Origin of the sequence: Phenylobacterium sp. (genome assembly GCF_030651185.1) — a bacterium.
Taxonomy (GTDB): domain Bacteria; phylum Pseudomonadota; class Alphaproteobacteria; order Caulobacterales; family Caulobacteraceae; genus Phenylobacterium.
Genome location: NZ_JAUSCJ010000001.1, coordinates 54162 through 76364 on the forward strand (window position 1 = coordinate 54162; position 22203 = coordinate 76364).

Genomic DNA, 22203 nt, shown 5'->3' on the forward strand with positions numbered 1-22203 from the left:
TCAGCCGACCCGGCGGAGGTCGGCGACGTCCTCGATCTCCAACTCGACACTGGATCGGCCCTGCCAGTCATCGGGCTTCAGGCGACCGACGATATGCAATCCGCCGCCCTCGGCCAGCAGGCGGGCGCCGGTCTCCGTACCCTCCGAACGCCACGCCACGGCCTTCAGCTTGCCGCCGGTGCGATCGGTCAAGGTGACCCGCACATGGCCGCCCTTGAGCGCCATGGCCCGCTCCACGCGGACGTCGGAAAGCGCGAAGACCGGCTCGGGGTTGCCCGGTCCGAAGGGCGCCATCCGCTGGAAGCTGTCGTACAGCGCGCGGTCGGCGCCGCCGGTGGTGATCAGGGCGTCGATGTCCAGGCCGTCCTCGGCCGCGGCGACTTCACTCTCGTCGGCCAGGCGCTCGCAGAGAAAGGCGCGCAATTCGGGAATGGTGTCGGGCTTGACGCTCAGGCCCGCGGCCATGGCGTGGCCGCCGCCGGCGATCAGCAGGCCCGCCTCGTAGGCGGCCTGCACGGCGCGGCCGAGGTTCACTCCCGGCTGGGAGCGGCCCGAGCCCTTGCCGATGTTGGCCGCGCGATCGACGCCGATCACCATCACCGGCTTGCGGTAGCGCTCCCGCAGCCGGCCGGCCACGATGCCGATCACCCCGGGATGCCAGTCATCGGCGGCCACCAGCAGCACAGGCAGGTCGCCCTGGTTGCTCTCCCGCTCGATGATCTGCACGGCCTGCTCCAGCACCTCGCGCTCCACCTCCTTGCGCGACGCGTTGAGGGCGTCGAGCTCGGCGGCCAGGTCGGCGGCCTCGCGGGGATCGTCAGTGGAAAGCAGGCGCGCGCCCAGATCGGCCCGGCCGATGCGACCGCCGGCGTTGATGCGCGGGCCCAGCACGAAGCCCACATGGAAGGCGGTGGCCGGTCCCTGGCTCTTGGCGACGTCCAGCAGGGCCTTCAGGCCCGGATTGCGCCAGCCGGACATCACCTTCAGGCCCTGGGACGCCAGGGCGCGATTGAAGCCCACCAGCTGGGTCACATCGCAGATGGCGCCCATGCAGGCCAGGTCCAGCCATTGGCGGATATCGGGCTCGGGGCGTTCCTCCGTGAACAGGCCCTGCTTACGCGCCTCACGGTTCAGGGCCGCCAGCAGGACGAAGGTGACCCCGGCGGCGGCCAGCACCCCCTGCCCCGACCCGCAGCCGGGGCGGTTGGGGTTCACCAGGGCGGTGGCGGGCGGAACCTCGTCACCGCGCATCAGGTGGTGGTCGATCACCACCACCTCCAGCCCGATCTCGACGGCATAGGTGACCGCTTCCATGGCCGCGGCGCCGCAGTCGACGGTGATCACCAGCTCGACGCCCTCGTCCTTCAGGCGGCGGAAGGCGGCCGGAGACGGGCCATAGCCCTCGGTGATGCGGTCGGGGACGTAGATGCGCAGCGGCGCGCCCATGGCCCGGGTCCAGCGCACCAACTGGGCGGCGCTGGAGGCGCCGTCCACGTCATAGTCGGCGAACACCGCCATGGGCCGGCCCTTGGCCACGGCGTCCACCAGGATCTGGGCGGCCTTGTCCATGTCCATGAAGCTGGACGGATCGGGGAACAGGGCCTTCAGCGTCGGGTTCAGATAGTGCTCGCCCTGGCCGTCCTCGACGCCCCGCGAGGCCAGGGCCCGGGCCAGGGGCTCGGGCAGGCCCAGCGTCATCTCGTGGCGGCGAACGGTCTCAGGGTCAGCGGCCCGCTGGCGCCACAGCCGGCCGCTGAGCGACTTGGTGACGCCCAGATAGCCCGCCGGGGTGGCGCCGTCAGCCATCACACCGGCCGTTTCATCCGCACTTCGCGCACCGTCTGGGTGGCGGAGTTCATGACGATGGTGTGGGTGTGAACAAAGCCGTCCTCATAGTGGACGCCGTCCAGGAGGGCCCCGTTGGTGACACCGGTGGCGGCGAAGATCGCGTCGGCGCGGACCATCTCGTGCAGGTCGTACTTGCGGTCGAAGTCGGTGATGCCGATCCGCTTGGCGCGGGCCTTCTCGTCGGCGTTGCGGAACACCAGGCGGCCCTGGAACTGGCCGCCGACGCACTTCAGCGCCGCACAGGCCAGCACGCCCTCTGGCGCCCCGCCCTGGCCGAGATAGAGATCGACGCCGGTGGAGGGGTCGGCGGTGTTCATCACGCCCGCCACGTCGCCGTCGGTGATCAGGTAGATGCGCGCGCCCACCGAGCGGACGCTGGCGATGATCTCGGCATGCCGGGGACGGTCGAGGATGCAGACGGTGATCTCGCTGGGGTCGACCCCCTTGGCCTGCGCCAGGTCCTCGACGTTCTGGGCCGGGGTCTTGTCCAGGTCGATGATGCCGGGGGGATAGCCGGGGCCGCAGGCGATCTTGTCCATATAGGTGTCAGGGGCGTTCAGCAGCGTGCCCTTGGGCGCCCAGGCCATGACGGCCAGCGCATTGGCCATCGCCTTGGCGGTGAGGGTCGTGCCCTCGAGCGGGTCGAGGGCGATGTCGATCTTCGGGCCTTTGCCGCGGCCGACCTTCTCGCCGATGTAGAGCATGGGCGCTTCGTCGCGCTCGCCCTCGCCGATCACGATCTCGCCGTCGATGTCCAGGTCGTTGAGGGCCGTGCGCATGGCGTCCACAGCCGCCTGGTCCGCCGCCATCTCGTCACCCCGGCCCACCAGTTTCCAGGCGGCGATGGCGGCGATCTCAGTCACCCGCACCGCGTCGATGACCAGACCGCGATCGAGGATTTCGGAACTCATGGACACGTCTCCTGCCGGAATCCGGCATAGCCGGCGACTATCTTGAGATTCTCAGATGCGCGCGATGCGCAAGAGGCGCGGTCTCTCCAGCACTGAGGGCAAATTCGCGATGCGGTCGATTGCCGCCGTCAGCACCGATTCCGCCACGGCGTGGGTGGTGAGCACGATGGGAACGCCATCGGCGTTCTCCACGGGCTTCTGCAGGAAACTCTCGATGGAGACTCCGGCCTCCGCCAGGGTCTCGGAGACGGCGGCGATGACGCCGGGCTCGTCCTTGACCAGGAAGCGCAGGAAGGCGCGCCCCATGCTCTTGGCGGGGTCGACCGGGGTGAAGGGCTTCAGCTGGCCGGCCGGCTTCTGGAACACCGGGCGCACGGCGCCGGTCATCAGGTCGGCGATGTCGGCGGCCACGGCGGCGGCCGTCGGACCCGCGCCCGCGCCGGGGCCCTGCAGATAGATGGTGCCGATCCGGGTGCCCTCGATGAACAGCGCGTTCAACGCGCCGCCGGCCTGGGCCAACGGATGGTTCAGCGCCACCAGCGTCGGATGCACGCGCACCAGCACCCCCTCCTCCGACCGGCTGGCCGAGGCGATGAGCTTGATGCGGTAGCCCAGGTCCTTGGCGAGCTGGATATCCAGCAGGGCGACCTGCTCGATACCCTCGATCTCCGCCGCCGCGTAGTTCGGCGCGCAGCCGAAGGCCAGGGCCGCCAGGATCGAGATCTTGTGGGCCGCGTCAAAGCCGCCGACATCCATGGTCGGATCGGCCTCGGCGTAGCCCAGCCGCTGGGCCTCGGCCAGGACCGCGCGGAAGGCGTCGGCCGGGCCCTGTTGGCCAAGCATGCCCTCCATCTCGGTGAGGATATAGTTGCAGGTGCCGTTCAGAATGCCGGAGATCGACCGGATGTCGTCGCCGACCATGGCCTCGCGCACGACCTTCACCGCAGGCGTGCCGCCCATGACGGCGGCTTCGTAAAGCAGGGGCACGCCCTTGGTCTCGGCCAGCAGGGCCAGTTCAGCGCCGTGCTCGGCGATCAGAGCCTTGTTGGCGGTGACCACGGGCTTGCCGGCGCCCAGCGCCGCCTCCACCGCCGCCTTGGCGGGGCCGTCGGAGCCGCCGATCAGCTCGACGAAGATGTCGTTGTCGGGGGACTTGGCCAGTTCGACCGGATCGTCGAACCAGGCTAGGTTGGAGATGTCGAAGGGCCGGGGCCGCGAGCGCGAGCGCGCCGAGACCCCGGTGACCACGGCCTGACCGCCGGCCGGGGCGAACCCGGGCCGCTCGGACAGGAAATTCAGCAGACCGCCGCCGACCGTTCCCAGGCCCGCGACGCCGATACGCCAGACGTCTTTGGTCATTGGGCCGCCAGGGTGTTGTGGGCCCGGCCGAGGATCTCCTCGGAGTTGGCCAGGAACTTCTTCACGTTGCGCGCCGCCTGCCGGATGCGGTGCTCATTTTCCACCAGGCCGATGCGGACATAGCCCTCGCCGTACTCGCCGAAGGCCACGCCGGGAGCCACGGCGATGCCGGCCTCCTCGATCAGCAGCTTGGCGAACAGCATGGAGCCGGCGTCCTTGTACTGCTCAGGCAGCGGCGCCCAGGCGAACATCGAGGCCGGCGGCGACGGGATGTCCCAACCGGCCCGCTTCATCGAGGTTACCAGCGTATCGCGACGGCTCTTGTACATGGCCCGGATCTCGTCGACGCAGTCCTGCGGGCCGTTGAGCGCCGCGGCGGCGGCCACCTGGATCGGGGTGTAGGCGCCATAGTCGAGATAGGATTTCACGCGGGCCAAGGCCGCGCACATCCGCTCGTTGCCCACCACCATGCCAACCCGCCAGCCGGCCATGGCGTAGGTCTTGGACAGCGAGTTGACCTCGACGGCGATGTCCTTGGCCCCGTCCACCTGCAGGATGGAAGGCGGTGGGTTGTCGTCGAAATAGATCTCGGAATAGGCGATGTCGGAGAGCACCAGCAGGTCGTGCTTCTTCGCCAGGGCCACCGCCTCCTTGTAGAAGTCCAGGTCCACCCACTGGGCCGTCGGGTTGGACGGATAGGACAGGATCAGCACGCTGGGGGCCGGGCTGGAGTGGCGCATGGCGGCGCTGACCCCAGACAGATATTCCTCCGGCGACGGCGCGGGCACGTGGCGGATGACGCCGCCGGCCATGATGAAGCCGTAGGCGTGGATCGGATAGGCGGGGTTCGGGCAGAGGATCACGTCGCCCGGCGCGGTCAGGGCCTGGGCCAGGTTGGCGAAGCCCTCCTTGGACCCCAGGGTGGCGATCACCTCGGTGTCGGGGTTCAGGGTCACGCCGAAGCGCTTCTTGTAGTAGCCGGCCATGGCGCGGCGCAGGCCGACGATGCCCTTGGAGGCGGAATAGCGCCCGGCCTTGGGGTCGCGGGCGGTCTCGATCAGTTTGTCGACGATGTGCTTGGGCGTCGGCATGTCGGGATTGCCCATGCCGAAGTCGATGATGTCGACACCCTGGGCGCGGAGACGCGCCTTGATGCGGTTCACTTCCTCGAAAACGTAGGGAGGGAGGCGGCGGATACGGTGGAATTCGGGGGTCATTTTGAGCTCGGGCCGCATGCCTTGCGGCGGTAGGGAGCTGAAGTCGCACATGGCGGGTCCCGGTGCGGGGCGTCGCCAAGCAGGTTCAAGGTCGTCAGCCTCCGCGGGCCTATCTCGGCGGCGGAGGCGGTGTAGCTCGCGCCCGCTGCGCCTTGGCGAAGGCTTCGGTTGCCGCGGTGGTGGATTCCGGGCCGGTAATCTCCGGGCCTGCAATATCGCGCGCACGGCCGGCGAAGGCCTCGGTTCCGGTCAGAGACCAGGTTCCGGGCGCGGTCTCGCGGGTCAGCTCCGCACCGGCCATTTCAAGCTCGGCGGCCGCGCGGCCAAAGGCCGGCAGCGGGCGCACGTCGGCGGGTACGGGGGGAATGTCGGCGAAGGTCGGATAGGCGCGGCTGGCGCGCGCCTTGGCCGCGACCTCGGCCGCGATGGGCGAGGCCGGGTCCACCGACGCGGTGGCGAAGGGGTTGGAGACCGCGCAGCCGCTGAGCATCGCGGCGCCACAGGCGCAGAGCAGCAGGCTCGTCCGCAGAGGTTCCAAGCGACTCATCACGAAAAGTCTAGGCGACGCGTTCATCTTGGCGCTGGTCTTATGCCATGATTGCTTCGGGCGAAAGAGCGCGAGCGCCAAGCCCGCAAGACAAACCTGGGAGAAGACGGTCATGAGCAAACAGCCGACCAAGACCAAGGCCGACAAGGCCAGGGCGTCGGATAAGGCCAAGACCGGCCCTGGCAAGACCAAGACCAAGGCCGCCAAGAGCGCAGCCCCCAAGGTGAAGACGCCCAAACCGGCGCCCGAAGCCCCTCGCGCCGAGGCGCCGAAGCGGGAAGCCCCGCCCCCCGAAGCACCGCGCATGACGATGAACCCCGCCGCCGTCGCGGCCTTCGGCGCCAGCCTCGACCTCCCGCAGCCGCAGCTCAACGCCGAACAGCGGGAGATGATGGAGAAGCTGTCGGCGAACCTGGCCCGCGCCGCATTGACCGCCCAGGGCGCCATCGCCGAGGCGGCCCTGCGCCAGGCCGAACGCCCGGCCGCCCTGCAGCCCGACCCCTTCCACGTGGCCCCTGCCCTGACCGATGTGATGGGCCGGTTGGCCTCCCAGCCCGACCGCCTGGTCAGGGCTCAGGCCGACCTGTTCCAGCGCTATCTGGAACTCTGGCAAACGGCCGCGCGCCGCGCCGGGGGCGAAACCGTCGAACCCACCGTGACGCCCGCCAAGGGCGACAAGCGCTTCGCCGACCCCGACTGGAGCGACAACCCGGTCTTCGACGTGATCAAGCAGTCCTACCTGCTGACCTCCAACTGGCTGAACGCCCTGGTCTCCGAGGTCGACGGCGTCGATCCGATGACCAAGCGCCGGGTCGAGTTCTTCATGAAGATGCTGACCGACGCCTTCTCGCCGTCGAACTTCCTGGTCTCCAACCCGGCCGCCCTGCGCGAGGCGATGTCGACCCAGGGGCAGAGCCTGCTGCAGGGTATGGAGAACTTCGCCGCCGACCTGACGCGGGGCGGCGGCCAGCTGGCCATCAGCCAGACCGACTACGAGATGTTCAAGATCGGCGAGAACGTCGCCACCGCCCCGGGCAAGGTCGTCTTCCAGAACGAGGTGCTGCAGCTGCTGCAGTTCAATCCGACCACGGAGACGGTGTTCGAGATCCCGCTGGTGATCTTCCCGCCCTGGATCAACAAGTTCTATATCCTCGACCTGCGCCCCGAAAACTCGATGATCCGCTGGCTGACCGACCAGGGGATCACGGTCTTCGTCGCCTCCTGGGTCAACCCGGACGTCGAGTTGGCCGCCAAGACCTTCGAAGACTACATGCAGCAGGGCATCTACGAGGGCACCGCGGCGGCCATGAGGCAGGCCGGCGTCGATCAGGTGAACACCGTCGGCTACTGCATCGGCGGCACCCTGCTCTCCTCCACCCTGGCCCACATGGCGGCCAAGGGGGACAAGCGGATCGCCTCGGCCACCTTCTTCGCCGCCCAGCAGGACTTCGCCGAGGCCGGCGACCTGCTGCTGTTCACCAACGAGGACTGGATCGGCGACCTGGAAAAGCAGATGGACGCCGCCGGCGGCGTGCTGTCGGGCCAGGCCATGGCCGAGACCTTCAACTCCCTGCGGGCCAACGACCTGATCTGGTCGTTCTTCGTGAACAACTACCTGATGGGCAAGGAGCCCAAGCCCTTCGACCTGCTGTTCTGGAACTCCGACCAGACCCGCATGCCCAAGGCCCTGCACCTGTTCTACCTGCGCAAGTTCTACGGCGAGAACGCCTTGGCCAAGGGCGAGCTGGTGATGGACAACATCAAGCTCGACCTCTCGAAGGTGAAGACCCCGGTCTACGTCCAATCGTCGAAGGAAGACCACATTGCGCCCGCCCGCTCGGTCTATCGCGGCGCCAAGCTGTTTGGTGGGCCGGTCACCTTCACCCTGGCCGGATCGGGTCATATCGCCGGCGTGATCAATGCGCCGGTGGCCAACAAGTACCAGCACTGGACCAACAGCGACCTGCCCGGCTCCGTCGAGCAGTGGATGGAACAGGCCAAGGAAACCCCCGGCTCCTGGTGGCCGCACTGGGCGGTCTGGCTGAAGGCCAAGTCCGGCGGCATGGTCCCGGCCCGCGACCCCACCAAGGGCCCCTTCAAGCCGCTGGAGGACGCGCCGGGGTCCTATGTGAAGGTGAAGTCCTAGTCGGGCACGTTCGCCCACCCGGCCAGCAGGCTGAAGCTGGCCTTGTCGATCTCGATCCAGCATCCGCCGCCGGGGTGCTGGGGCTTGTCCTGCTGGCCGATGGCGACGCCCTGCAGGTGGGCCATCAGCAGCTCGCCGACCCCGCCATGGGCGACCACGACGATGTCGCCGCGGGTGGGCTCATCCCGGGCCAGGCGGCGCATGGCGGTGACGATGCGGTCCTGGGCGTGGCGGGCGGTCTCCCAGCCGCGCACGCTCTCGTCAGGTTTGCCGAAGAACTCGGCGACCACCTCCCAGAACTCCGGCGGCGCGATGTAGCCGGTGGCCGAGCGGTCGTTCTCACCGAGCTCCGGATCGATGCGGTGCGGCACGCCCAGCCGCCGGGCGATGATCGCACCGCCGTCGAGGGCCTTCTGCTCGCGGCTCGACCAGACGGCGGTCACCGCCCCGTCCGCCAGGCGCTCGGCGAACAGCTGGGCGCGGCGGCGGCCCACCTCCGACAGGGGCCAGCGCGGCACCGGCACGGCGGGATCGATGATCACCTGCGGGTGGGTCAGGAAGTAGATGCGGGGCATGGCGACTCGCGGTGGTGGGCCGCCAACCTAACCCGCCCTCAGCCCGGCACGAACCGCAGGGCCACGCCATTGTTGCAATAGCGCAGGCCGGTGGGCCTGGGACCGTCGTTGAACACGTGGCCCTGGTGGCCCAGGCACTGGGCGCAGTGGTACTCGGTGCGCAGCATGCCGAGGGTGTAGTCGGGCTTCTTGATCAGGCCCCCGCCGATGGAGGTGAAGAAGGAGGGCCAGCCGGTGCCGCTCTCGAACTTCGCCGTGCTCTTGAACAGCGGCCAGTTGCAACCGGCGCAGACGAAGGTCCCCTTGCGGTGCTCCTTCAGCAAGGGGCTGGTCCCGGGCCGCTCGGTGTCCTCGTGGCGCAGGACCCGATAGCTGTCGCCGGGCAGCCGCGCCTTCCACTGGGCGTCGGTGAGCTTCTTCCACTTGGGATCGGGGGCGGCCGGCAGGGCGGCCAGGGCCTTGGCGGCGGGCGCGGTGGCCAGGGTGATGGCGGAGGTGGCCAGGAAACGACGGCGGTCGAGGAGCTGGGTCATGTCAGTCCATACGTGATCGACCGCCGGAAGGTTTCAGAGCCCCGCCGCCTCGTCGAGGCCCAGCATCAGGTTCATGTTCTGCACGCAGGCGCCGGACGCCCCCTTGCCCAGATTATCCAGCAGGGCCACCAGCCGCGCCTGGCCCTCGGCCGGGTTGCCGAACACGAACAGCTTCATGCGGTTGGAGCCGTTCAGGCCCTCGGGGTCGAGGGTCTTGGTTTCTTGCGCTTCCTCGAGACTGGCGACCTCGACGAACTGTTCGCCCTGATAGCGCTCGGCCAGGACCGCCTGCACCGCCGCCAGGGTCGGCGTCTTCGGCAAGGACCACAGGTGCAGCGGGATCTCGACGATCATCCCCTGGTGATAGCGGCCGACGGCGGGGGTGAAGATCGGCTTGTGGGCCAGGCCGCCGCGCGCGGCGATCTCCGGCACATGCTTGTGCGACAGGCCGGTCGCATAGATGCGGTAGGCGACGGCGGTGTAGTCGGCGGCGCTCTCATCCTCGAACTCGGCGATCATCTGCCGGCCGCCGCCGGAATAGCCGGAGACCGCATTGATGGTGATCGGCTGCTCAGCCGGCAGCAGGCCCGCGTCCACCAGGGGCCGGATCAGGGCGATGGAGCCTGTCGAATAGCAGCCGGGGTTCGACACCCGCCTGGAGGCGGCGATGGCCTCACGCTGGCCGACGATGGCCTCGGGGAAACCATAGGCCCAGTCCGGCGCGGTGCGGTGGGCGGTGGAGGGGTCGACGATCTTCACCGCCGGATTGGTGATCAGGCTGACGGCCTCGAGGGCCGCGTCGTCGGGCAGGCACAGGATCACCATGTCGGCGCCGTTCAGCAGCTCGGCGCGGGCGGCCGGGTCCTTGCGCTTGGCGGGATCGATGGACAGCAGCTGCAGGTCGCCGCGGCCTTCCAGCCGCTCGCGGATCTGCAGGCCCGTGGTGCCGGCCTCGCCGTCGATGAATACCGTGTGGGTCATGTCGCTGATCCAACCAAAACCGAATTCCAGATAGCAGAAAGGGCGCCCCGGTTTCCCGAAGCGCCCCTTTGCATAACGCGAGTGAACGCGCGCGGGTTTAGCGCTTCGAGAACTGGAAGCTGCGTCGCGCCTTCGCCTTGCCGTACTTCTTCCGCTCGACCACGCGGCTGTCGCGGGTCAGGAAGCCGTGCGGCTTCAGCACCGGGCGCAGGCCCGGCTCGTAGTAGGTCAGGGCCTTGGACAGGCCGTGACGGATCGCGCCGGCCTGGCCGGAGAGGCCCGAGCCCATGACCGAGACGACGACGTCGAACTGGCCTTCACGATCGGTGACCTGGAAGGGCTGGGCGATCATCATGCGCAGCACCGGACGGGCGAAGTAGATTTCCTGGTCGCGACCGTTGATCGTGATCTTGCCCTTGCCCGGCTTGATCCAGACCTTGGCGATCGCGTTCTTGCGCTTGCCGGTGGCATAGGCGCGGCCGAACTTATCGACCTTCTGCACGGCCGGCTCAGCGGCCGGCTGCGACGAGAGGCTTTGCAGAGCCTCGAAGCCTTGTGATTCGGACATACTCAGGCGCTCCGCACGTTCTTGGCGTTCATCTCTTTGAACGCGATGGTCTCAGGGGCTTGCGCCTCATGCGGGTGCTCGGGCGAATTGTAGAGCCGCAGGTGGGTCAGCTGGGCGCGGGCCAGCGGGCTTTCCTTGGGCAGCATGCGCTCGACAGCCTTTTCCAGGACGCGTTCCGGGAACTTGCCGTCCAGCACCTGGCCGGCGCTGCGCTGCTTGATGCCGCCGGGGTGACCGGTGTGCCGGTAATAGATCTTGTCGGTCAGCTTCTTGCCGGTGAACTTCACCTTGTGGGCGTTGATCACGACGACATAGTCGCCGCAGTCGACGTGCGGGGTGTAGTCGGGGCGGTGCTTGCCGCGAAGACGCATGGCGATGAACGAGGCGAGACGGCCGACGACGGCGTTCTCGGCATCGATCACGATCCACTTCTTCGTGACGTCGGCGGGCTTCAGAGAAGCCGTCGTCTTCATCATGGGAACGGGTCCGTAATTGGGTTGGGACCAGGCGATCCCGACGAAAGAGGCGCGCTGATACGTCGGCTGGGCCGGCCTGTCAACAACTTCGCAAACCCAGACGGCGGAAATCCTTATGGCGTAAGGGTTTCCGAGAATAGGTATCTGAATACCGCGTCAAACGCGCGTCATGCGGCTATGCATAATCACGGCAGCCGGTCGCTATGTCCGGCGCCAAACTTCAGGATCTCCATGTTCACGTCGCGACGTCAGCTCATCCGCGCCAGCGCGGCCACCCTCGCCTTCTCGGGATTCTCGCGGTTCGCCACGGCCCAGGAGGCGCGGCCGGAGGCGGAGAGCTATCGCAGCGAGATCGCCGGCTACGGTCCCCTCCGCCGCGATCCCGCCGGCCTGTTCGACCTGCCGGAAGGCTTCTCCTACACCGTGGTCTCCCGGGCCGGCGACCCGATGAGCGACGGGCTGGTCACGCCGGGCAAGATGGACGGCATGGGCTGCTTCGCCCTGAGCAACGACCGCGTCGCCCTGGTCCGCAACCATGAGATCAACCCGCGCAACCTGGAGATCACCGCCTTCGGCCCCGGCCGCGCCCTGGGCGGCAAGATCGCCGCCGACCGCATCTATGATCGCAGCCTCAACGGCCTGCCCCTCGGCGGCGGGACCACCACCCTGATCTATGACCTGCGCCGCAAGCGGCTGGAGCGCGACCATCTGAGCCTGGCGGGAACCTCCATCAACTGCGCCGGCGGGGTCACCCCCTGGGGATCATGGCTCAGCTGCGAGGAAACCACCCAGGGCCCCAGCGAGGACAATCAGAAAGACCACGGCTGGGTCTTCGAGGTGCCCTCCCGCGCCAAGGGTCTGGCGGACCCAACACCGATCAAGGCCATGGGGCGCTTCCGGCACGAGGCCGCCGCCATCGATCCGCGCACCGGGGTCGTCTACATGACCGAGGACGTGGGCGACGGCCGGGGCCTGTTCTACCGCTACCTGCCCAACGACCGCACCCGGCTGCTGGCGGGCGGCAAGCTGCAGGCTCTCGCCCTGCCGGAGGGCGACGCCGGCGACCCGCGCAACTGGGGGACGTCCTACTGGGCGCCGGGCGACAGCCGCGCCGTGCGCTGGATCGACCTGGACGGCGTGGAAAATCCCGATGAGGACCTGCGCCTTCGCGGAAACGCCAAGGGGGCGGCCTGGTTCGCCCGCGGCGAGGGGATCTTCTACGGCCAGGGCGAGATCTATTTCACCTGCACAAGCGGCGGCCCCACCAAGGACGGCCAGATCATGCGTTATGTCCCCAGCACCCGGGAGGGCCAGGCCGACGAGGCCAGCGCCCCCGGTCGCCTGGAGCTCTTCGTGCAGCCGACCGACCCCACCGTGATGCGAATGGCCGACAATATCGCCATCGCCCCCTGGGGCCACATCTTCGCCTGCGAGGACAAGGTCGGTGGGATCAACTTCCTGCGCGCCGTGACCCCGCAGGGCAAGGTCTACACCGTGGGCCGCAACGCCGCGCCCAGCGGCGGCGACATGGCGGCCAACGCCGAGCTGGCCGGCATCTGCTTCTCGCCGGACGGCACGACCATGTTCATCAACATCTACGCGCCGGGCGTCACCCTGGCGGTCACCGGCCCCTGGGCGAGCTTCAAGGCCTGATCAGACGTCGCGCCTCCGGGACGGCGGCCCCTAGATCACGATGATTTTGGATCGGACCGATCCAAAATCATAAACGTGATCGATTCCGTATGTTTGGAGCGGGACTGACGCGGTTCCCACTTTTTCGCATCCGGCTCTACGGCCGCCGGACCCGCCAGGCGAAGGCGGTGGCCAGGGCCAGCAGCAGAGCGGCCATGACCTGGTGGAGCAGGCCAAGCCAGAGGGGGACCCCGGCCATCAGGGTGGCCACGCCCATCGCCGCCTGCAGCACGACCGCGCCGGCCACCGCGAGGGCCAGGACCTTTGCGCCCTCGGGCAGGTAGCGGGAGCGCTGGGCGCCCACGGCGGCGACAACGGCCACGATCAGCAGCAGATAGGCCAGCAGCCGGTGATGCAGTTGAACCGCCGCCTGGCTGTGCGCGAGCGTCGCCCAGAGGCTGGCCCCGGCATACTCCTTGGGGAACAGGGCCCCGTTCATCAGCGGCCAGTCGTTGTAGACGAGGCCGGCGTCATTGCCGGCGACCAGGGCGCCGAGCAGGATCTGCACATAGATCAGGGCGGTCAGGCCCAGCGCCCGCAGGTTCCAGGCGCTGGGCACGGTCTGACGCGGCGCGCCGGTCCAGGCGTCCAGCGCCGTCCAGACCAGTCCCGCCAGCAGGGCGAAGGCCAGGCCCAGGTGGACGGTCAGCCGTTCCGGCGCGACGGACACGAGTTCAGACTGCGACAGCCCGCTGGAGACCATCCACCAGCCCACGGCGCCCTGCAGGCCGCCCAGGCCAAACAGCGCCGCGCAGCGCCAGATCAGCCGCTTGGGCAGCTGGCGGCGAATGAGGAAGTAGGCGAAGGGGATGGCGAACGCGGCGCCCACCAGCCGGCCCAGCAGCCGGTGGCTCCACTCCCACCAGTAGATGGCCTTGAAGGCCTCCAGGCTCATGCCCTTGTTGAGCTGCTGGTACTGAGGGATTTCGCGATAGCGGGCGAACTCCTCGTTCCAGTCACCCGCCGAAATCGGCGGCAGGGCGCCGGTCACCGGCTTCCACTCGGTGATGGAGAGGCCGGAATCAGTGAGGCGGGTGGCGCCGCCCACCACCACCATGGCCAGGACCAGGAAGGCGACGGCGAGAAGCCAGAGGGCGACCGGGCGCGACCGATCCGAGCGAAGGAAAGACGTCATGGGGGTGACTTGAGAACCTTTCGGGGCGTTCCTGAGCGACCCGCTACCTGAGAAGCTCTCGGGCGTCCACGCTTGCACGCGACTTGCACGCACCTTGTGAACCGGGGATGGTCGCGGACAGCCAGACAGGGGCGTTGAGGCGGATTTATGGACGGCGTCGGCCTCTATGCTGAGATCCTGATCGGGATGCTGGCCGGCTGGATCGCCGCCCTGGCGCTTGGCCGCCGCCACAGCCTGTTCACCTATATGGCGTTGGGTTTCGCCGGAGCCATGCTGGGCCACGCCATCGCCAGCGGGCTCGACATCCACCTGGTGGGGGTTTGGGGCAGCCTGATCGCGGCGATTGTGGGCTCGATCCTGTTCCTCGCGCCCTTCGCCATCTTCCGTAGGCGCTAGCGCGGCCCTATACCCGCGCGATGAGCGCACGCGTCCGGAAGTTTGTTGGCGGGATCTGTATCCTGGTTTTCCTCGCCGCCTATATCTGGGCGGTGACGGCGATCGCCGAATACGTCCCTGATCAGGTTTTCATCAAGACGCTGTTCTACGCCGTGGCCGGCATCGGTTGGGGCGTGCCCATCCTGCCGCTGCTGTCCTGGATGAACCGCGGCAAATAGCAAAAGGGCGCTCCCTTGCGAGAGCGCCCTTTAAGCTTGTCGATGGTCGGAGCGACAGGATTCGAACCTGCGACCCCTTGACCCCCAGTCAAGTGCGCTACCAGGCTGCGCCACGCTCCGACATCGGCAAGGCGGCCCTTCTAACCTCTTGCGGCCTCTGGGCAAGCTGAATTTCGGGAGCGGGCGAACATAGGAGCCGGCCGTGGCGCAGCTTGTCGAACCCGTGGAACTGACGGTCACCGTCGCGGCCCTTCCCGACCGGGCCTTCGACCTGTTCCAGGCGCGCTTCGGAGACTGGTGGCCGAGCGACTATACCTTCAACGGCGCGGACGGCGGGACGCCGGCCTTCATCGGCATCGGCGGCGCCGAGGGTGAACTTTGCACCGAGCTCGGCCCCCACGGGTTCCGCGTCGACTGGGGCCGCACCCTCACCTTCCATGCCGGCGCGCACCTGGTCTTTCTCTGGCAGATCGCGCCTGACTCCACCCCCCAGCCCAATCCGGACCTGGCGAGCATCGTCGAGGTGCGGTTCGCACCGGCGGGCGCCGCCACAGTCGTCACCCTCACGCACCGTGGGTTCGAACGGCATGGCGAGGGGGCGGAGAACTATCGGGCCGAGATGGTGAGCGAGTACGGCTGGCCGCTGCTGCTGGAGCGGTATCGCGCGTTTGTCGCGGCCAATCCTTAGCGCTTGAGAAGCGCGTCGAGCCTGCGCTTGGCGGCCTGCAGGTCGTCGAGGGCGAAGACCAGGCGTTCGCGGTCCTCGGCGCCCAGGCGGGCGCTGGCGAGGCCGCTGGAGAGACCCAGGACGGGACCCTCGTCGCGCACGAGCGCGGGGGGCGGCGCGGCCTCCCCGTTGGCGGCGGCGAGCAGGCGCTTGAGCCCCTGTTCCTTGTGCAGGCGCTGGACGCCCTTGATGGTGTAGCCGTCCTCGTGCAGCAGGGTCTTGACCCCGCGCAGCATCGAGATGTCCTGCGGGCGGTAGAACCGGCGCCCGCCCGCCCGCTTCATGGGACGGATGAAGGAGAACTTGGTCTCCCAGAACCTGAGCACGTGCTGGGGCACGCCCAGCTCGTCGGCCGCTTCCGAAATGGTGCGAAAGGCGTCCGGGCCCTTGGCCACGGCCGGCCTCTCGCTACTTTCCGAGGGCGCGGTCTACTCGCGCCTTCATGACCTGCGAAGCGCGGAAACCAATCACGCGCCGAGGTTCGATCGCGGCGGGTTCGCCGGTCTTCGGATTGCGGCCCATACGGGCCCGCTTGGCGCGCACCTGGAACACGCCGAAGCCTGAAAGCTTGACCTGTTCACCGCGCTCCAGGGCTTGGGCGGCCAGCTCGAGCGTGCGCTCGACGAGTTCGGAACAATCCTGGCGGGTCAGGCCCACCTCTTCGTGAACCGCCTCACACAGGTCGGCCCGCGTTACTGTCGCGCCCTTCATCCTCGCCCCTGCCCCTACTGAACCACTGCGACGGGCCGCAATCGCGGAAACGTCGGACAACCGTCATGACCTGATTGTCGCATCAGGTCAAAGACTTCAAGGCGCAACCGGGGACGAGCTTGAAGCTTTCGCCTACAGGCGCACGACGCAGGCGCCCCAGGTCAGGCCGCCGCCCATGGCTTCCAGCAGCAGCAACTGGCCGGGCTTGATGCGGCCGTCGCTGATACCTTCGTAGAGGGCCAGCGGGATCGAGGCCGCCGAGGTGTTGGCGTGCTTGGCCACCGTGGAGATGACCTTCTTCTCGTCGATGCCCAGCCGGCGGGCGACGCCCTCCAGGATGCGCTGGTTGGCCTGGTGGGGAATGAACCAGTCGACATCGGCCACATTGACGCCCGCGTCGGCGGCCGCGGCCACCACGGCCTCGGAAATGTTCACCACGGCATGGCGGAAGACCTGGTTGCCCTGCATGCGCAGATGGCCGATCTGGCCGTTGGTGGAGACCCCGCCGTCCACATAGAGCAGGTCCTGCTTGGTGCCGTCGGCGCGCAGGGCAAAGCCCAGCAGGCCGCGATCGGCGGTGGTCCCGTCGCCCTCGCCCGGCTCCAGCACCACGGCGCCGGCCCCATCGCCGAACAGCACGCAGGTGCCTCGGTCGGTCCAGTCCATCAGCCGGGTCATGGTCTCGGCCCCGATCACCAGGGCGCACTTGGAGCGGTTGCGGGCCACGAAGCCGTCGGCGGTGGAGAGCGCGTAGACGAAGCCCGAGCAGACCGCCTGGACGTCGAAGGCGATGCCGATCGGGCAGCCCAGCTTGCGCTGCACGATGGTGGCCACGGCCGGGAAGGTCAGGTCCGGCGTGGTGGTGCCGACGATGATCAGATCGACGTCGGCCGGGGTCTTGCCGGCGGCGGCCAGGGCTTTCCGGGCGGCTTCCACGGCCAGATCCGAAACCGGCTGGTCCGGCGCGGCGCGGTGCCGCTGACGGATGCCGGTGCGCTCGATGATCCACTCGTCACTGGTGTCGACGGTCTTGGACAGGTCGGCATTGGTGACGATCTCGTCGGGCAGATAGCCCCCGACTCCGGTCACGACGCTACGCAGGACTTTAGTCAACGGTTGCAGCTCCATCGATGGCCGGCGCACTCGACTCGGCCACGGCGGCGGTGAGCCGCGTCATATTCTTTTCGACCTCACTCGCGAAGTCGCTTTGCGAAAGGCTGGCGGCCATGCGGATGGCGTCGGCGAAGTCCTGGGCCTTGGCGCCCCCGTGGGACTTCACCACCACACCGTTGAGGCCAAGAAGTGGCGCCGCACGGGGCGGGTTCAGTTTTTGCCCGAACTTGCGCAGGCCGGCCCGGGCCAGCAAGGCCCCGGCGGTGGTGATCAGCGAGCTGGTGAGCGCCGCGCGGAGCTCGGCCTCGACATAGCGTCCGGTGCCCTCGGCGGCCTTCAGCATGATGTTGCCGGTGAAGCCGTCGGTGACGGCGACATCGACGGTGTTCTTCGAAAGGTCGTCGCCCTCGATGAAGCCGCGATAGTCCAGGTCGAACCTGCCCGAGCGCAGGATGGCGTGCGCCAGGCGCACCTCCTCGTGGCCCTTGACGTCCTCTGAGCCGACATTGATCAGACCCACCGTCGGCTTGGCCACGCCGTGGAAGGCGCGGTGGAAGGCCTCGCCCATGATGGCGAACTCCACCAGCCGCTCGGCGTCGCAATCGATATTGGCGCCAACGTCCAGCACCGTGGTCAGGCCCTTGGCGCCGGGCCAGCTGGCCACCAGGCAAGGCCGGTCGACATCGACGCTCATCCGCAGGATCAGCTTGGAGATGGCCATCAGGCCGCCGGTGTTGCCCGACGAGACCGCCGCCACCGCCTCGCCGCTCTTCACGGCCTCGACGGCGTTCCACATGGAGCTGCCCTTGCCGCGGCGCAGGGCCACGGCGGGCTTTTCGTCCGAGGCGATGGTCTTGTCGGTGTGACGAACCTCGACCTGGCTCTTCAGGGCCGGGTGGCGGGCAAGTTCGGCCGCCAGGGCGGCCTCATCGCCATGCATCAGGAAGCGCGTCCCGGCGGGCATGGCCTTGGCGGCGAGCGCCAGGGCGGGAACGGTCACGGAAGGTCCGTGATCGCCGCCCATCGCATCGATTGAAATGACCAGGGATCGGGTCAAGAGAATGCGTTCAGCCCCCTATTGTGACCGCGGCCGGACGATACAGCCCGCGCCGGACGATGCAAACCGCGCAAGGGACGCGCGATCATTCGCCCTCCCCCTTCAGCTTCTTCAGGGCGGCGAAGGGCGAAAGATCGGCGGTGTCGGGCGCGTAGTCAAAGACCGCGCCGGGCTTACGGGGAAAGGGATCGATCTCCAGGGCTAGTTGCTCGATCAGGTAGGCCGACAGGTCGATCTCCTCGTCGGCCAGGACGTCCGGCTCATCGGGTTCGTCGGGGTCGAATTCCAGTTCGACGGTGGCGGCCTCCGACTCAGCCGGCGCGTGGGGGCTGCCGGCCGGGACCACCCGGAACTCGATATCGGCGGTCAGGGCCTGCTCGAAGGCATCCAGGCTGATCCCGCAGATCTGCTCCACCACGGCGTCCATCTGGCCGAGGATCTCGGCCCCGTCCAACCAGGCATGGACCGTGACGTCCGCGGTCAGGGCCGGCAGGCTTTCCAGCCCGATCTCCTTGGCGATCAGGGCGCGGGTTTCCGCATCGGGCGCCAGGCGGACCTTCACCGGCCCCTTGGCGAGCTCCTGCAGGCGAATCGTCTGGCTCCAGGCGCGCTTCATGCGGGGCTCCAGACGACATCGCCGGCCAACAGGCGGTCCAGCGGCTGCTCGGCCAGGGCCGAGCGCTGGGCGACCACATAGTCGATTAGCCGCGGCGCGGCCTCCGACTCCGTCTCGGCATAGACCGTGCGCGTCAGCAGGGCCTTGAGGCCGTCGGTTTCGGGCAGCGAATCGAAGGCGGTCTCGTAGGACTTCACCCGTCCGTAGAAGGCCTCCCCGAGCTTGCGCATCTTCTTGCCCACCGAAAGGTCCCCCACCCCCATCTCTCGCAGGGCGTCATCCAGGGACGAGACATAGGTGTCGAACAGGGCCTGGGCCGTGTCGCTGGCCTGCGGGCCCTGGCGCTTCAGGCGGTCCAGAAGCAGGAAGACATGCAGGGTGTAGATTTCGAATCGCCCCTCGACGGTGTCGGGCGCGGCATAGACCTCGTAGAGGGCCGGCGTTCGCGACTGATCGACCACGGCGGCATAGAGCGCGCGGCCGGCGGTGAGAGCGGGCTTTGGGCGGAACAAACGGTCCAGAAGCATCTTGGCCTCGATTTCGCCCGAAGGGGCCTTTAAGGGCGGCATTGCAGTAAGGGGCCGCGAGCGATAGGTCAAAGCCCAGGAAAATTGAACGGGTCTGATCCGCACATGTTTCGCAGTGTCGCCTTCGCCGCAATCGCCGCCGGTCTCATGGCCACGGCCGCCTGCGCGCCGATCACCACCTATTCCGGGTTCCAGGCGATCGACGCCAATCCCAAGGACGTGAAGGTCGGCGCCGACACCAAGTCCATCGTGCGCGGCCGACTGGGGTCCCCCTCGGCCACCTCCACCTTCGACCCCAACGTCTGGTTCTACATCGACCAGATCAAGGAGACCGTCGCCTTCCGGATGCCGAAGACGACGCGGCGCGACGTCACCGCCATCGCCTTCAACAAGGACACCGAGGTGGTGGAAAGCGTCAGCCAGTACAGCCTGAAGGACGGCAAGGTCATCGCCTTCAACGGCCGCGAGACCCCGACCCGGGGCCGCGAGCTGACCATCTTCGAGCAGCTGATCGGGACCGTCGGACGCGGCACCATGCTGCCCAACGACGACGAGGGTGTTCCCGGCAGCCGTCCGGGCGACCGCCGCTAAGCCGCGCGCGCCCTTATCGGCCAAAGAAAAACGCCCCGGAGATCGCTCTCCGGGGCGTCTTCATGTTCGTCTCTGCGGGTTATTGCGCCGCCAGGACCGCGAGCAGCAGCAGGGCCACGATGTTGGTGATCTTGATCATCGGGTTCACCGCCGGACCGGAGGTGTCCTTGTAGGGGTCGCCGACGGTGTCGCCGGTCACGGCGGCCTTGTGAGCCTCCGAACCCTTGCCGTGCAGAACCCCGTCGGAGTCGGTGAAGCCTTCTTCGATCACCTTCTTGGCGTTGTCCCACGCGCCGCCGCCCGAGGTCATCGAGATGGCGACGAACAGGCCCGTCACGATCACGCCCATCAACATCGCGCCGACGCAGGCGAAGGCGTCGACCTTGCCGGCGATGGCGTTGATGACGAAGAACAGCACGATCGGCGAGGCCACCGGCAGCAGCGATGGCACGATCATCTCGCGAATCGCGGCCTTGGTCAGGATGTCGACGGCGCGGCCGTATTCCGGCTTCACCTCGCCGGTCATGATCCCCGGATTTTCGCGGAACTGACGACGGACCTCGACCACGACCGATTGCGCGGCGCGGCCGACGGCGGTCATCGACATGCCGCCGAACAGGAACGGCAGCAGGCCGCCGAACAGCAGGCCGACCACCACGTAGGGGTTGGACAGATCGAAGGCCACCGGGCCCAGGCCGTCGAAGAACGACCCCGGCGCGGCGTTGGCCGCGAAGTACTTCAGGTCTTCGGTATAGGCCGCGAACAGCACCAGGGCGCCGAGACCGGCCGAGCCGATGGCATAGCCCTTGGTGACCGCCTTGGTGGTGTTGCCGACCGCGTCGAGGGCGTCGGTGGTGACGCGCACTTCCGGGGGCAGACCCGCCATTTCAGCGATGCCGCCGGCGTTGTCGGTGACCGGACCAAAGGCGTCCAGGGCGACGACGAAGCCCGCCAGGGACAGCATGGCGGTGGTGGCGATGGCGATGCCGAACAGGCCCGCCAGGTTATAGGTGACGATGATGCCGACGATGATCACCAGGGCCGGGGCCGCGGTCGCCTCAAGGCTCATGGCCAGGCCCTGGATCACGTTGGTGCCGTGGCCGGAGACCGAGGCCTGGGCCACCGATTTCACCGGGCGGAAGTTGGTGCCCGTGTAGTACTCGGTGATCATCACGATCAGCGCCGTGATCACCAGGCCCGCCATGGAGCAGTAGAACAGCGACAGGGCGTCGAAGCTCTTCTCCAGCGGGGTGCCGGCGTTCACCGTCAGGGTTTCCGTCACCAGCGAGGGGATCAGGAACCACAGCGCGATGGCCGAGAGCACGCCGGTGACGATCAGGCCCTGATAGAGGGCGCCCATGATCGAGCCGGACTTGCCCAGGCGGACGGCGAAGGTGCCGATGATCGAGGTGATGATGCAGACGCCGCAAATGGCCAGCGGCAGCAGCATGATGCTGGGCAGCAGGGCCGAACCGCCGAAGAAGATGGCGGCCAGGACCATGGTGGCCACCGTGGTCACCGCATAGGTCTCGAACAGGTCGGCGGCCATGCCGGCGCAGTCGCCGACATTGTCGCCCACGTTGTCAGCGATGGTCGCGGCGTTGCGCGGGTCATCTTCCGGAATGCCGGCCTCGACCTTGCCCACCATGTCACCGCCGACGTCGGCGCCCTTGGTGAAGATACCCCCGCCCAGACGGGCGAAGATGGAGATCAGCGACGCGCCGAAGCCCAGCGAGACCAGGCCGTCGATGACGTCGCGATCGGCGGGGGTCAGGCCCTGAACCTGGGTCAGGTAGCCGTAGTAGCCCGCGACGCCGATCAGGGCGAAGCCGGCCACCAGCAGACCGGTGATGGCGCCCGAGGTGAAGGCGAGCTTGAGGCCCTTGGCCAGGCTCTCCGACGCGGCCTGCGCGGTGCGCACATTGGCGCGGACCGAGATCAGCATGCCAGCGAAACCGGCCGCGCCCGAAAGCACGGCGCCGATCACGAAGCCGGCGGCCGAATAGCCGCCGATCAGGAAGTAGAGCGCGATCAGGACGACGACGCCGACGATCGCAATGGCGGTGTATTGGCGCTTCAGATAGGCTTGCGCGCCCTCCTGAATGGCGGCGGCGATCTCTTGCATCTTCGCATTCCCGGGAGACTCCCGGAGCAGCGCAACGGTCTGGAAGATGCCGTAAAGCACCGCCAGAACGCCGGCGGCGATCACCAGCTCAAGCGTGAAACTCATTATCTGAAAGCCCCTTTTGCAATTGTGCG

At 68.1% G+C, this 22203-nt stretch carries 23 protein-coding genes, 1 tRNA gene and 1 pseudogene; 6 read left to right on the forward strand and 19 right to left on the reverse strand.

Features of this window, described 5'->3' with window-relative positions:
- The 5 genes from recJ to Q7J39_RS00270 form a co-directional block, all read right to left on the reverse strand.
- Positions 1-1806 (reverse strand): single-stranded-DNA-specific exonuclease RecJ, encoded by a 1806-nt coding sequence (gene recJ / locus Q7J39_RS00250; protein ID WP_304819270.1) that lies wholly within the window; start codon positions 1804-1806, stop codon positions 1-3.
- Complete coding sequence (gene glpX, locus Q7J39_RS00255) at positions 1806-2759, reverse strand: class II fructose-bisphosphatase (RefSeq protein WP_304819272.1); 954 nt, start codon at positions 2757-2759, stop codon at positions 1806-1808. Before glpX ends, recJ begins: the two co-directional genes overlap by 1 nt.
- A gap of 51 nt (positions 2760-2810) precedes the next feature.
- Complete coding sequence (locus Q7J39_RS00260; protein WP_304819274.1) at positions 2811-4118, reverse strand: homoserine dehydrogenase; 1308 nt, start codon at positions 4116-4118, stop codon at positions 2811-2813.
- Positions 4115-5335 (reverse strand): LL-diaminopimelate aminotransferase, encoded by a 1221-nt coding sequence (locus Q7J39_RS00265; RefSeq protein ID WP_304819277.1) that lies wholly within the window; start codon positions 5333-5335, stop codon positions 4115-4117. The genes Q7J39_RS00260 and Q7J39_RS00265 overlap by 4 nt, the downstream gene beginning before the upstream one ends.
- A 109-nt stretch (positions 5336-5444) precedes the next feature.
- Positions 5445-5882 carry a hypothetical protein gene (locus tag Q7J39_RS00270; protein WP_304819279.1) on the reverse strand — a complete coding sequence of 146 codons (438 nt, stop codon included), beginning with the start codon at positions 5880-5882 and terminating at the stop codon, positions 5445-5447.
- A gap of 317 nt (positions 5883-6199) precedes the next feature.
- Between Q7J39_RS00270 and phaC the strand changes: the two are divergent.
- Positions 6200-8028 (forward strand): annotated as a pseudogene (gene phaC / locus Q7J39_RS00275) (class I poly(R)-hydroxyalkanoic acid synthase); the annotation flags it as partial.
- On the opposite strand, the gene Q7J39_RS00280 reads toward phaC, so the two are convergent.
- From Q7J39_RS00280 to rplM, 5 genes are all read right to left on the reverse strand, one after another.
- Positions 8025-8603, reverse strand: coding sequence for a histidine phosphatase family protein (locus tag Q7J39_RS00280; protein WP_304819281.1), 579 nt, complete (start codon positions 8601-8603; stop codon positions 8025-8027). The pseudogene phaC and the gene Q7J39_RS00280 overlap by 4 nt on opposite strands.
- A gap of 38 nt (positions 8604-8641) precedes the next feature.
- Positions 8642-9136, reverse strand: a complete 495-nt coding sequence (msrB, locus tag Q7J39_RS00285) for a peptide-methionine (R)-S-oxide reductase MsrB (RefSeq protein ID WP_304819283.1) — start codon at positions 9134-9136, stop codon at positions 8642-8644.
- Between the two features lie 33 nt (positions 9137-9169).
- Positions 9170-10117 (reverse strand): N-acetyl-gamma-glutamyl-phosphate reductase, encoded by a 948-nt coding sequence (gene argC, locus Q7J39_RS00290; RefSeq protein WP_304819285.1) that lies wholly within the window; start codon positions 10115-10117, stop codon positions 9170-9172.
- A gap of 97 nt (positions 10118-10214) precedes the next feature.
- Positions 10215-10685 carry a 30S ribosomal protein S9 gene (rpsI, locus tag Q7J39_RS00295; protein ID WP_293497615.1) on the reverse strand — a complete coding sequence of 157 codons (471 nt, stop codon included), beginning with the start codon at positions 10683-10685 and terminating at the stop codon, positions 10215-10217.
- A 2-nt stretch (positions 10686-10687) separates the two neighbouring features.
- A complete protein-coding gene (gene rplM, locus Q7J39_RS00300) occupies positions 10688-11161 on the reverse strand; it encodes a 50S ribosomal protein L13 (RefSeq protein WP_304819288.1) in 474 nt (157 codons plus the stop codon).
- A gap of 231 nt (positions 11162-11392) precedes the next feature.
- On the opposite strand from rplM, the gene Q7J39_RS00305 reads away from it, so the two are divergent.
- Complete coding sequence (locus tag Q7J39_RS00305) at positions 11393-12814, forward strand: alkaline phosphatase PhoX (RefSeq protein ID WP_304819290.1); 1422 nt, start codon at positions 11393-11395, stop codon at positions 12812-12814.
- Positions 12815-12950: 136 nt separating this feature from the next.
- On the opposite strand, the gene Q7J39_RS00310 is transcribed toward Q7J39_RS00305, so the two are convergent.
- Positions 12951-13988 (reverse strand): COX15/CtaA family protein, encoded by a 1038-nt coding sequence (locus tag Q7J39_RS00310; RefSeq protein WP_304819292.1) that lies wholly within the window; start codon positions 13986-13988, stop codon positions 12951-12953.
- Positions 13989-14135: 147 nt separating this feature from the next.
- Here Q7J39_RS00310 and Q7J39_RS00315 point away from each other — a divergent pair, with 147 nt between their 5' ends.
- Positions 14136-14384 carry a GlsB/YeaQ/YmgE family stress response membrane protein gene (locus Q7J39_RS00315; RefSeq protein ID WP_304819294.1) on the forward strand — a complete coding sequence of 83 codons (249 nt, stop codon included), beginning with the start codon at positions 14136-14138 and terminating at the stop codon, positions 14382-14384.
- A 20-nt stretch (positions 14385-14404) separates the two neighbouring features.
- Positions 14405-14602: a DUF2842 domain-containing protein gene (locus Q7J39_RS00320; RefSeq protein ID WP_304819296.1), complete on the forward strand. Its 198-nt coding sequence runs from the start codon at positions 14405-14407 to the stop codon at positions 14600-14602.
- 43 nt (positions 14603-14645) lie between these two features.
- Here Q7J39_RS00320 and Q7J39_RS00325 read toward each other — a convergent pair.
- Positions 14646-14722 (reverse strand) — tRNA-Pro (locus Q7J39_RS00325).
- Positions 14723-14804: 82 nt separating this feature from the next.
- Between Q7J39_RS00325 and Q7J39_RS00330 the strand changes: the two genes are divergently transcribed.
- Positions 14805-15290, forward strand: a complete 486-nt coding sequence (locus Q7J39_RS00330) for an SRPBCC family protein (protein ID WP_304819298.1) — start codon at positions 14805-14807, stop codon at positions 15288-15290.
- Here Q7J39_RS00330 and Q7J39_RS00335 read toward each other — a convergent pair.
- The 6 genes from Q7J39_RS00335 to Q7J39_RS00360 all read right to left on the reverse strand — a co-directional run bounded on the left by Q7J39_RS00335 (position 15287) and on the right by Q7J39_RS00360 (position 19353).
- Positions 15287-15724: a MerR family transcriptional regulator gene (locus Q7J39_RS00335; protein WP_304819300.1), complete on the reverse strand. Its 438-nt coding sequence runs from the start codon at positions 15722-15724 to the stop codon at positions 15287-15289. The two genes, Q7J39_RS00330 and Q7J39_RS00335, sit on opposite strands and share 4 nt — an antisense overlap.
- A gap of 13 nt (positions 15725-15737) precedes the next feature.
- Entirely contained in the window at positions 15738-16040 is a 303-nt protein-coding gene (locus Q7J39_RS00340; RefSeq protein ID WP_293497622.1) for an integration host factor subunit alpha, read from the reverse strand.
- A 132-nt stretch (positions 16041-16172) separates the two neighbouring features.
- Positions 16173-17153, reverse strand: coding sequence for a beta-ketoacyl-ACP synthase III (locus Q7J39_RS00345; RefSeq protein ID WP_304819301.1), 981 nt, complete (start codon positions 17151-17153; stop codon positions 16173-16175).
- Positions 17146-18210, reverse strand: coding sequence for a phosphate acyltransferase PlsX (gene plsX / locus Q7J39_RS00350; RefSeq protein ID WP_304819302.1), 1065 nt, complete (start codon positions 18208-18210; stop codon positions 17146-17148). The genes Q7J39_RS00345 and plsX overlap by 8 nt, the downstream gene beginning before the upstream one ends.
- An 85-nt stretch (positions 18211-18295) precedes the next feature.
- A complete protein-coding gene (locus tag Q7J39_RS00355; RefSeq protein ID WP_304819303.1) occupies positions 18296-18826 on the reverse strand; it encodes a DUF177 domain-containing protein in 531 nt (176 codons plus the stop codon).
- Positions 18823-19353: a ubiquinol-cytochrome C chaperone family protein gene (locus Q7J39_RS00360; RefSeq protein ID WP_304819305.1), complete on the reverse strand. Its 531-nt coding sequence runs from the start codon at positions 19351-19353 to the stop codon at positions 18823-18825. Before Q7J39_RS00360 ends, Q7J39_RS00355 begins: the two co-directional genes overlap by 4 nt.
- Before the next feature lie 105 nt (positions 19354-19458).
- Here Q7J39_RS00360 and Q7J39_RS00365 point away from each other — a divergent pair, with 105 nt between their 5' ends.
- Positions 19459-19944, forward strand: a complete 486-nt coding sequence (locus Q7J39_RS00365; RefSeq protein WP_304819307.1) for an outer membrane protein assembly factor BamE — start codon at positions 19459-19461, stop codon at positions 19942-19944.
- 79 nt (positions 19945-20023) lie between these two features.
- On the opposite strand, the gene Q7J39_RS00370 is transcribed toward Q7J39_RS00365, so the two are convergent.
- Positions 20024-22174, reverse strand: coding sequence for a sodium-translocating pyrophosphatase (locus tag Q7J39_RS00370; protein ID WP_304819309.1), 2151 nt, complete (start codon positions 22172-22174; stop codon positions 20024-20026).
- Positions 22175-22203 lie beyond the last annotated feature (29 nt).

Coding starts and splice junctions, on each gene's coding strand:
- recJ (WP_304819270.1), bottom strand. CDS start 1,806: ATGGCTGACGGCGCCACCCCGGCGGGCTATCTGGGCGTCACCAAGTCG.
- glpX (WP_304819272.1), bottom strand. CDS start 2,759: ATGAGTTCCGAAATCCTCGATCGCGGTCTGGTCATCGACGCGGTGCGG.
- Q7J39_RS00260 (WP_304819274.1), bottom strand. CDS start 4,118: ATGACCAAAGACGTCTGGCGTATCGGCGTCGCGGGCCTGGGAACGGTC.
- Q7J39_RS00265 (WP_304819277.1), bottom strand. CDS start 5,335: ATGACCCCCGAATTCCACCGTATCCGCCGCCTCCCTCCCTACGTTTTC.
- Q7J39_RS00270 (WP_304819279.1), bottom strand. CDS start 5,882: ATGAGTCGCTTGGAACCTCTGCGGACGAGCCTGCTGCTCTGCGCCTGT.
- Q7J39_RS00280 (WP_304819281.1), bottom strand. CDS start 8,603: ATGCCCCGCATCTACTTCCTGACCCACCCGCAGGTGATCATCGATCCC.
- msrB (WP_304819283.1), bottom strand. CDS start 9,136: ATGACCCAGCTCCTCGACCGCCGTCGTTTCCTGGCCACCTCCGCCATC.
- argC (WP_304819285.1), bottom strand. CDS start 10,117: ATGACCCACACGGTATTCATCGACGGCGAGGCCGGCACCACGGGCCTG.
- rpsI (WP_293497615.1), bottom strand. CDS start 10,685: ATGTCCGAATCACAAGGCTTCGAGGCTCTGCAAAGCCTCTCGTCGCAG.
- rplM (WP_304819288.1), bottom strand. CDS start 11,161: ATGATGAAGACGACGGCTTCTCTGAAGCCCGCCGACGTCACGAAGAAG.
- Q7J39_RS00305 (WP_304819290.1), top strand. CDS start 11,393: ATGTTCACGTCGCGACGTCAGCTCATCCGCGCCAGCGCGGCCACCCTC.
- Q7J39_RS00310 (WP_304819292.1), bottom strand. CDS start 13,988: ATGACGTCTTTCCTTCGCTCGGATCGGTCGCGCCCGGTCGCCCTCTGG.
- Q7J39_RS00315 (WP_304819294.1), top strand. CDS start 14,136: ATGGACGGCGTCGGCCTCTATGCTGAGATCCTGATCGGGATGCTGGCC.
- Q7J39_RS00320 (WP_304819296.1), top strand. CDS start 14,405: ATGAGCGCACGCGTCCGGAAGTTTGTTGGCGGGATCTGTATCCTGGTT.
- Q7J39_RS00340 (WP_293497622.1), bottom strand. CDS start 16,040: ATGAAGGGCGCGACAGTAACGCGGGCCGACCTGTGTGAGGCGGTTCAC.
- Q7J39_RS00355 (WP_304819303.1), bottom strand. CDS start 18,826: ATGAAGCGCGCCTGGAGCCAGACGATTCGCCTGCAGGAGCTCGCCAAG.
- Q7J39_RS00360 (WP_304819305.1), bottom strand. CDS start 19,353: ATGCTTCTGGACCGTTTGTTCCGCCCAAAGCCCGCTCTCACCGCCGGC.
- Q7J39_RS00365 (WP_304819307.1), top strand. CDS start 19,459: ATGTTTCGCAGTGTCGCCTTCGCCGCAATCGCCGCCGGTCTCATGGCC.
- Q7J39_RS00370 (WP_304819309.1), bottom strand. CDS start 22,174: ATGAGTTTCACGCTTGAGCTGGTGATCGCCGCCGGCGTTCTGGCGGTG.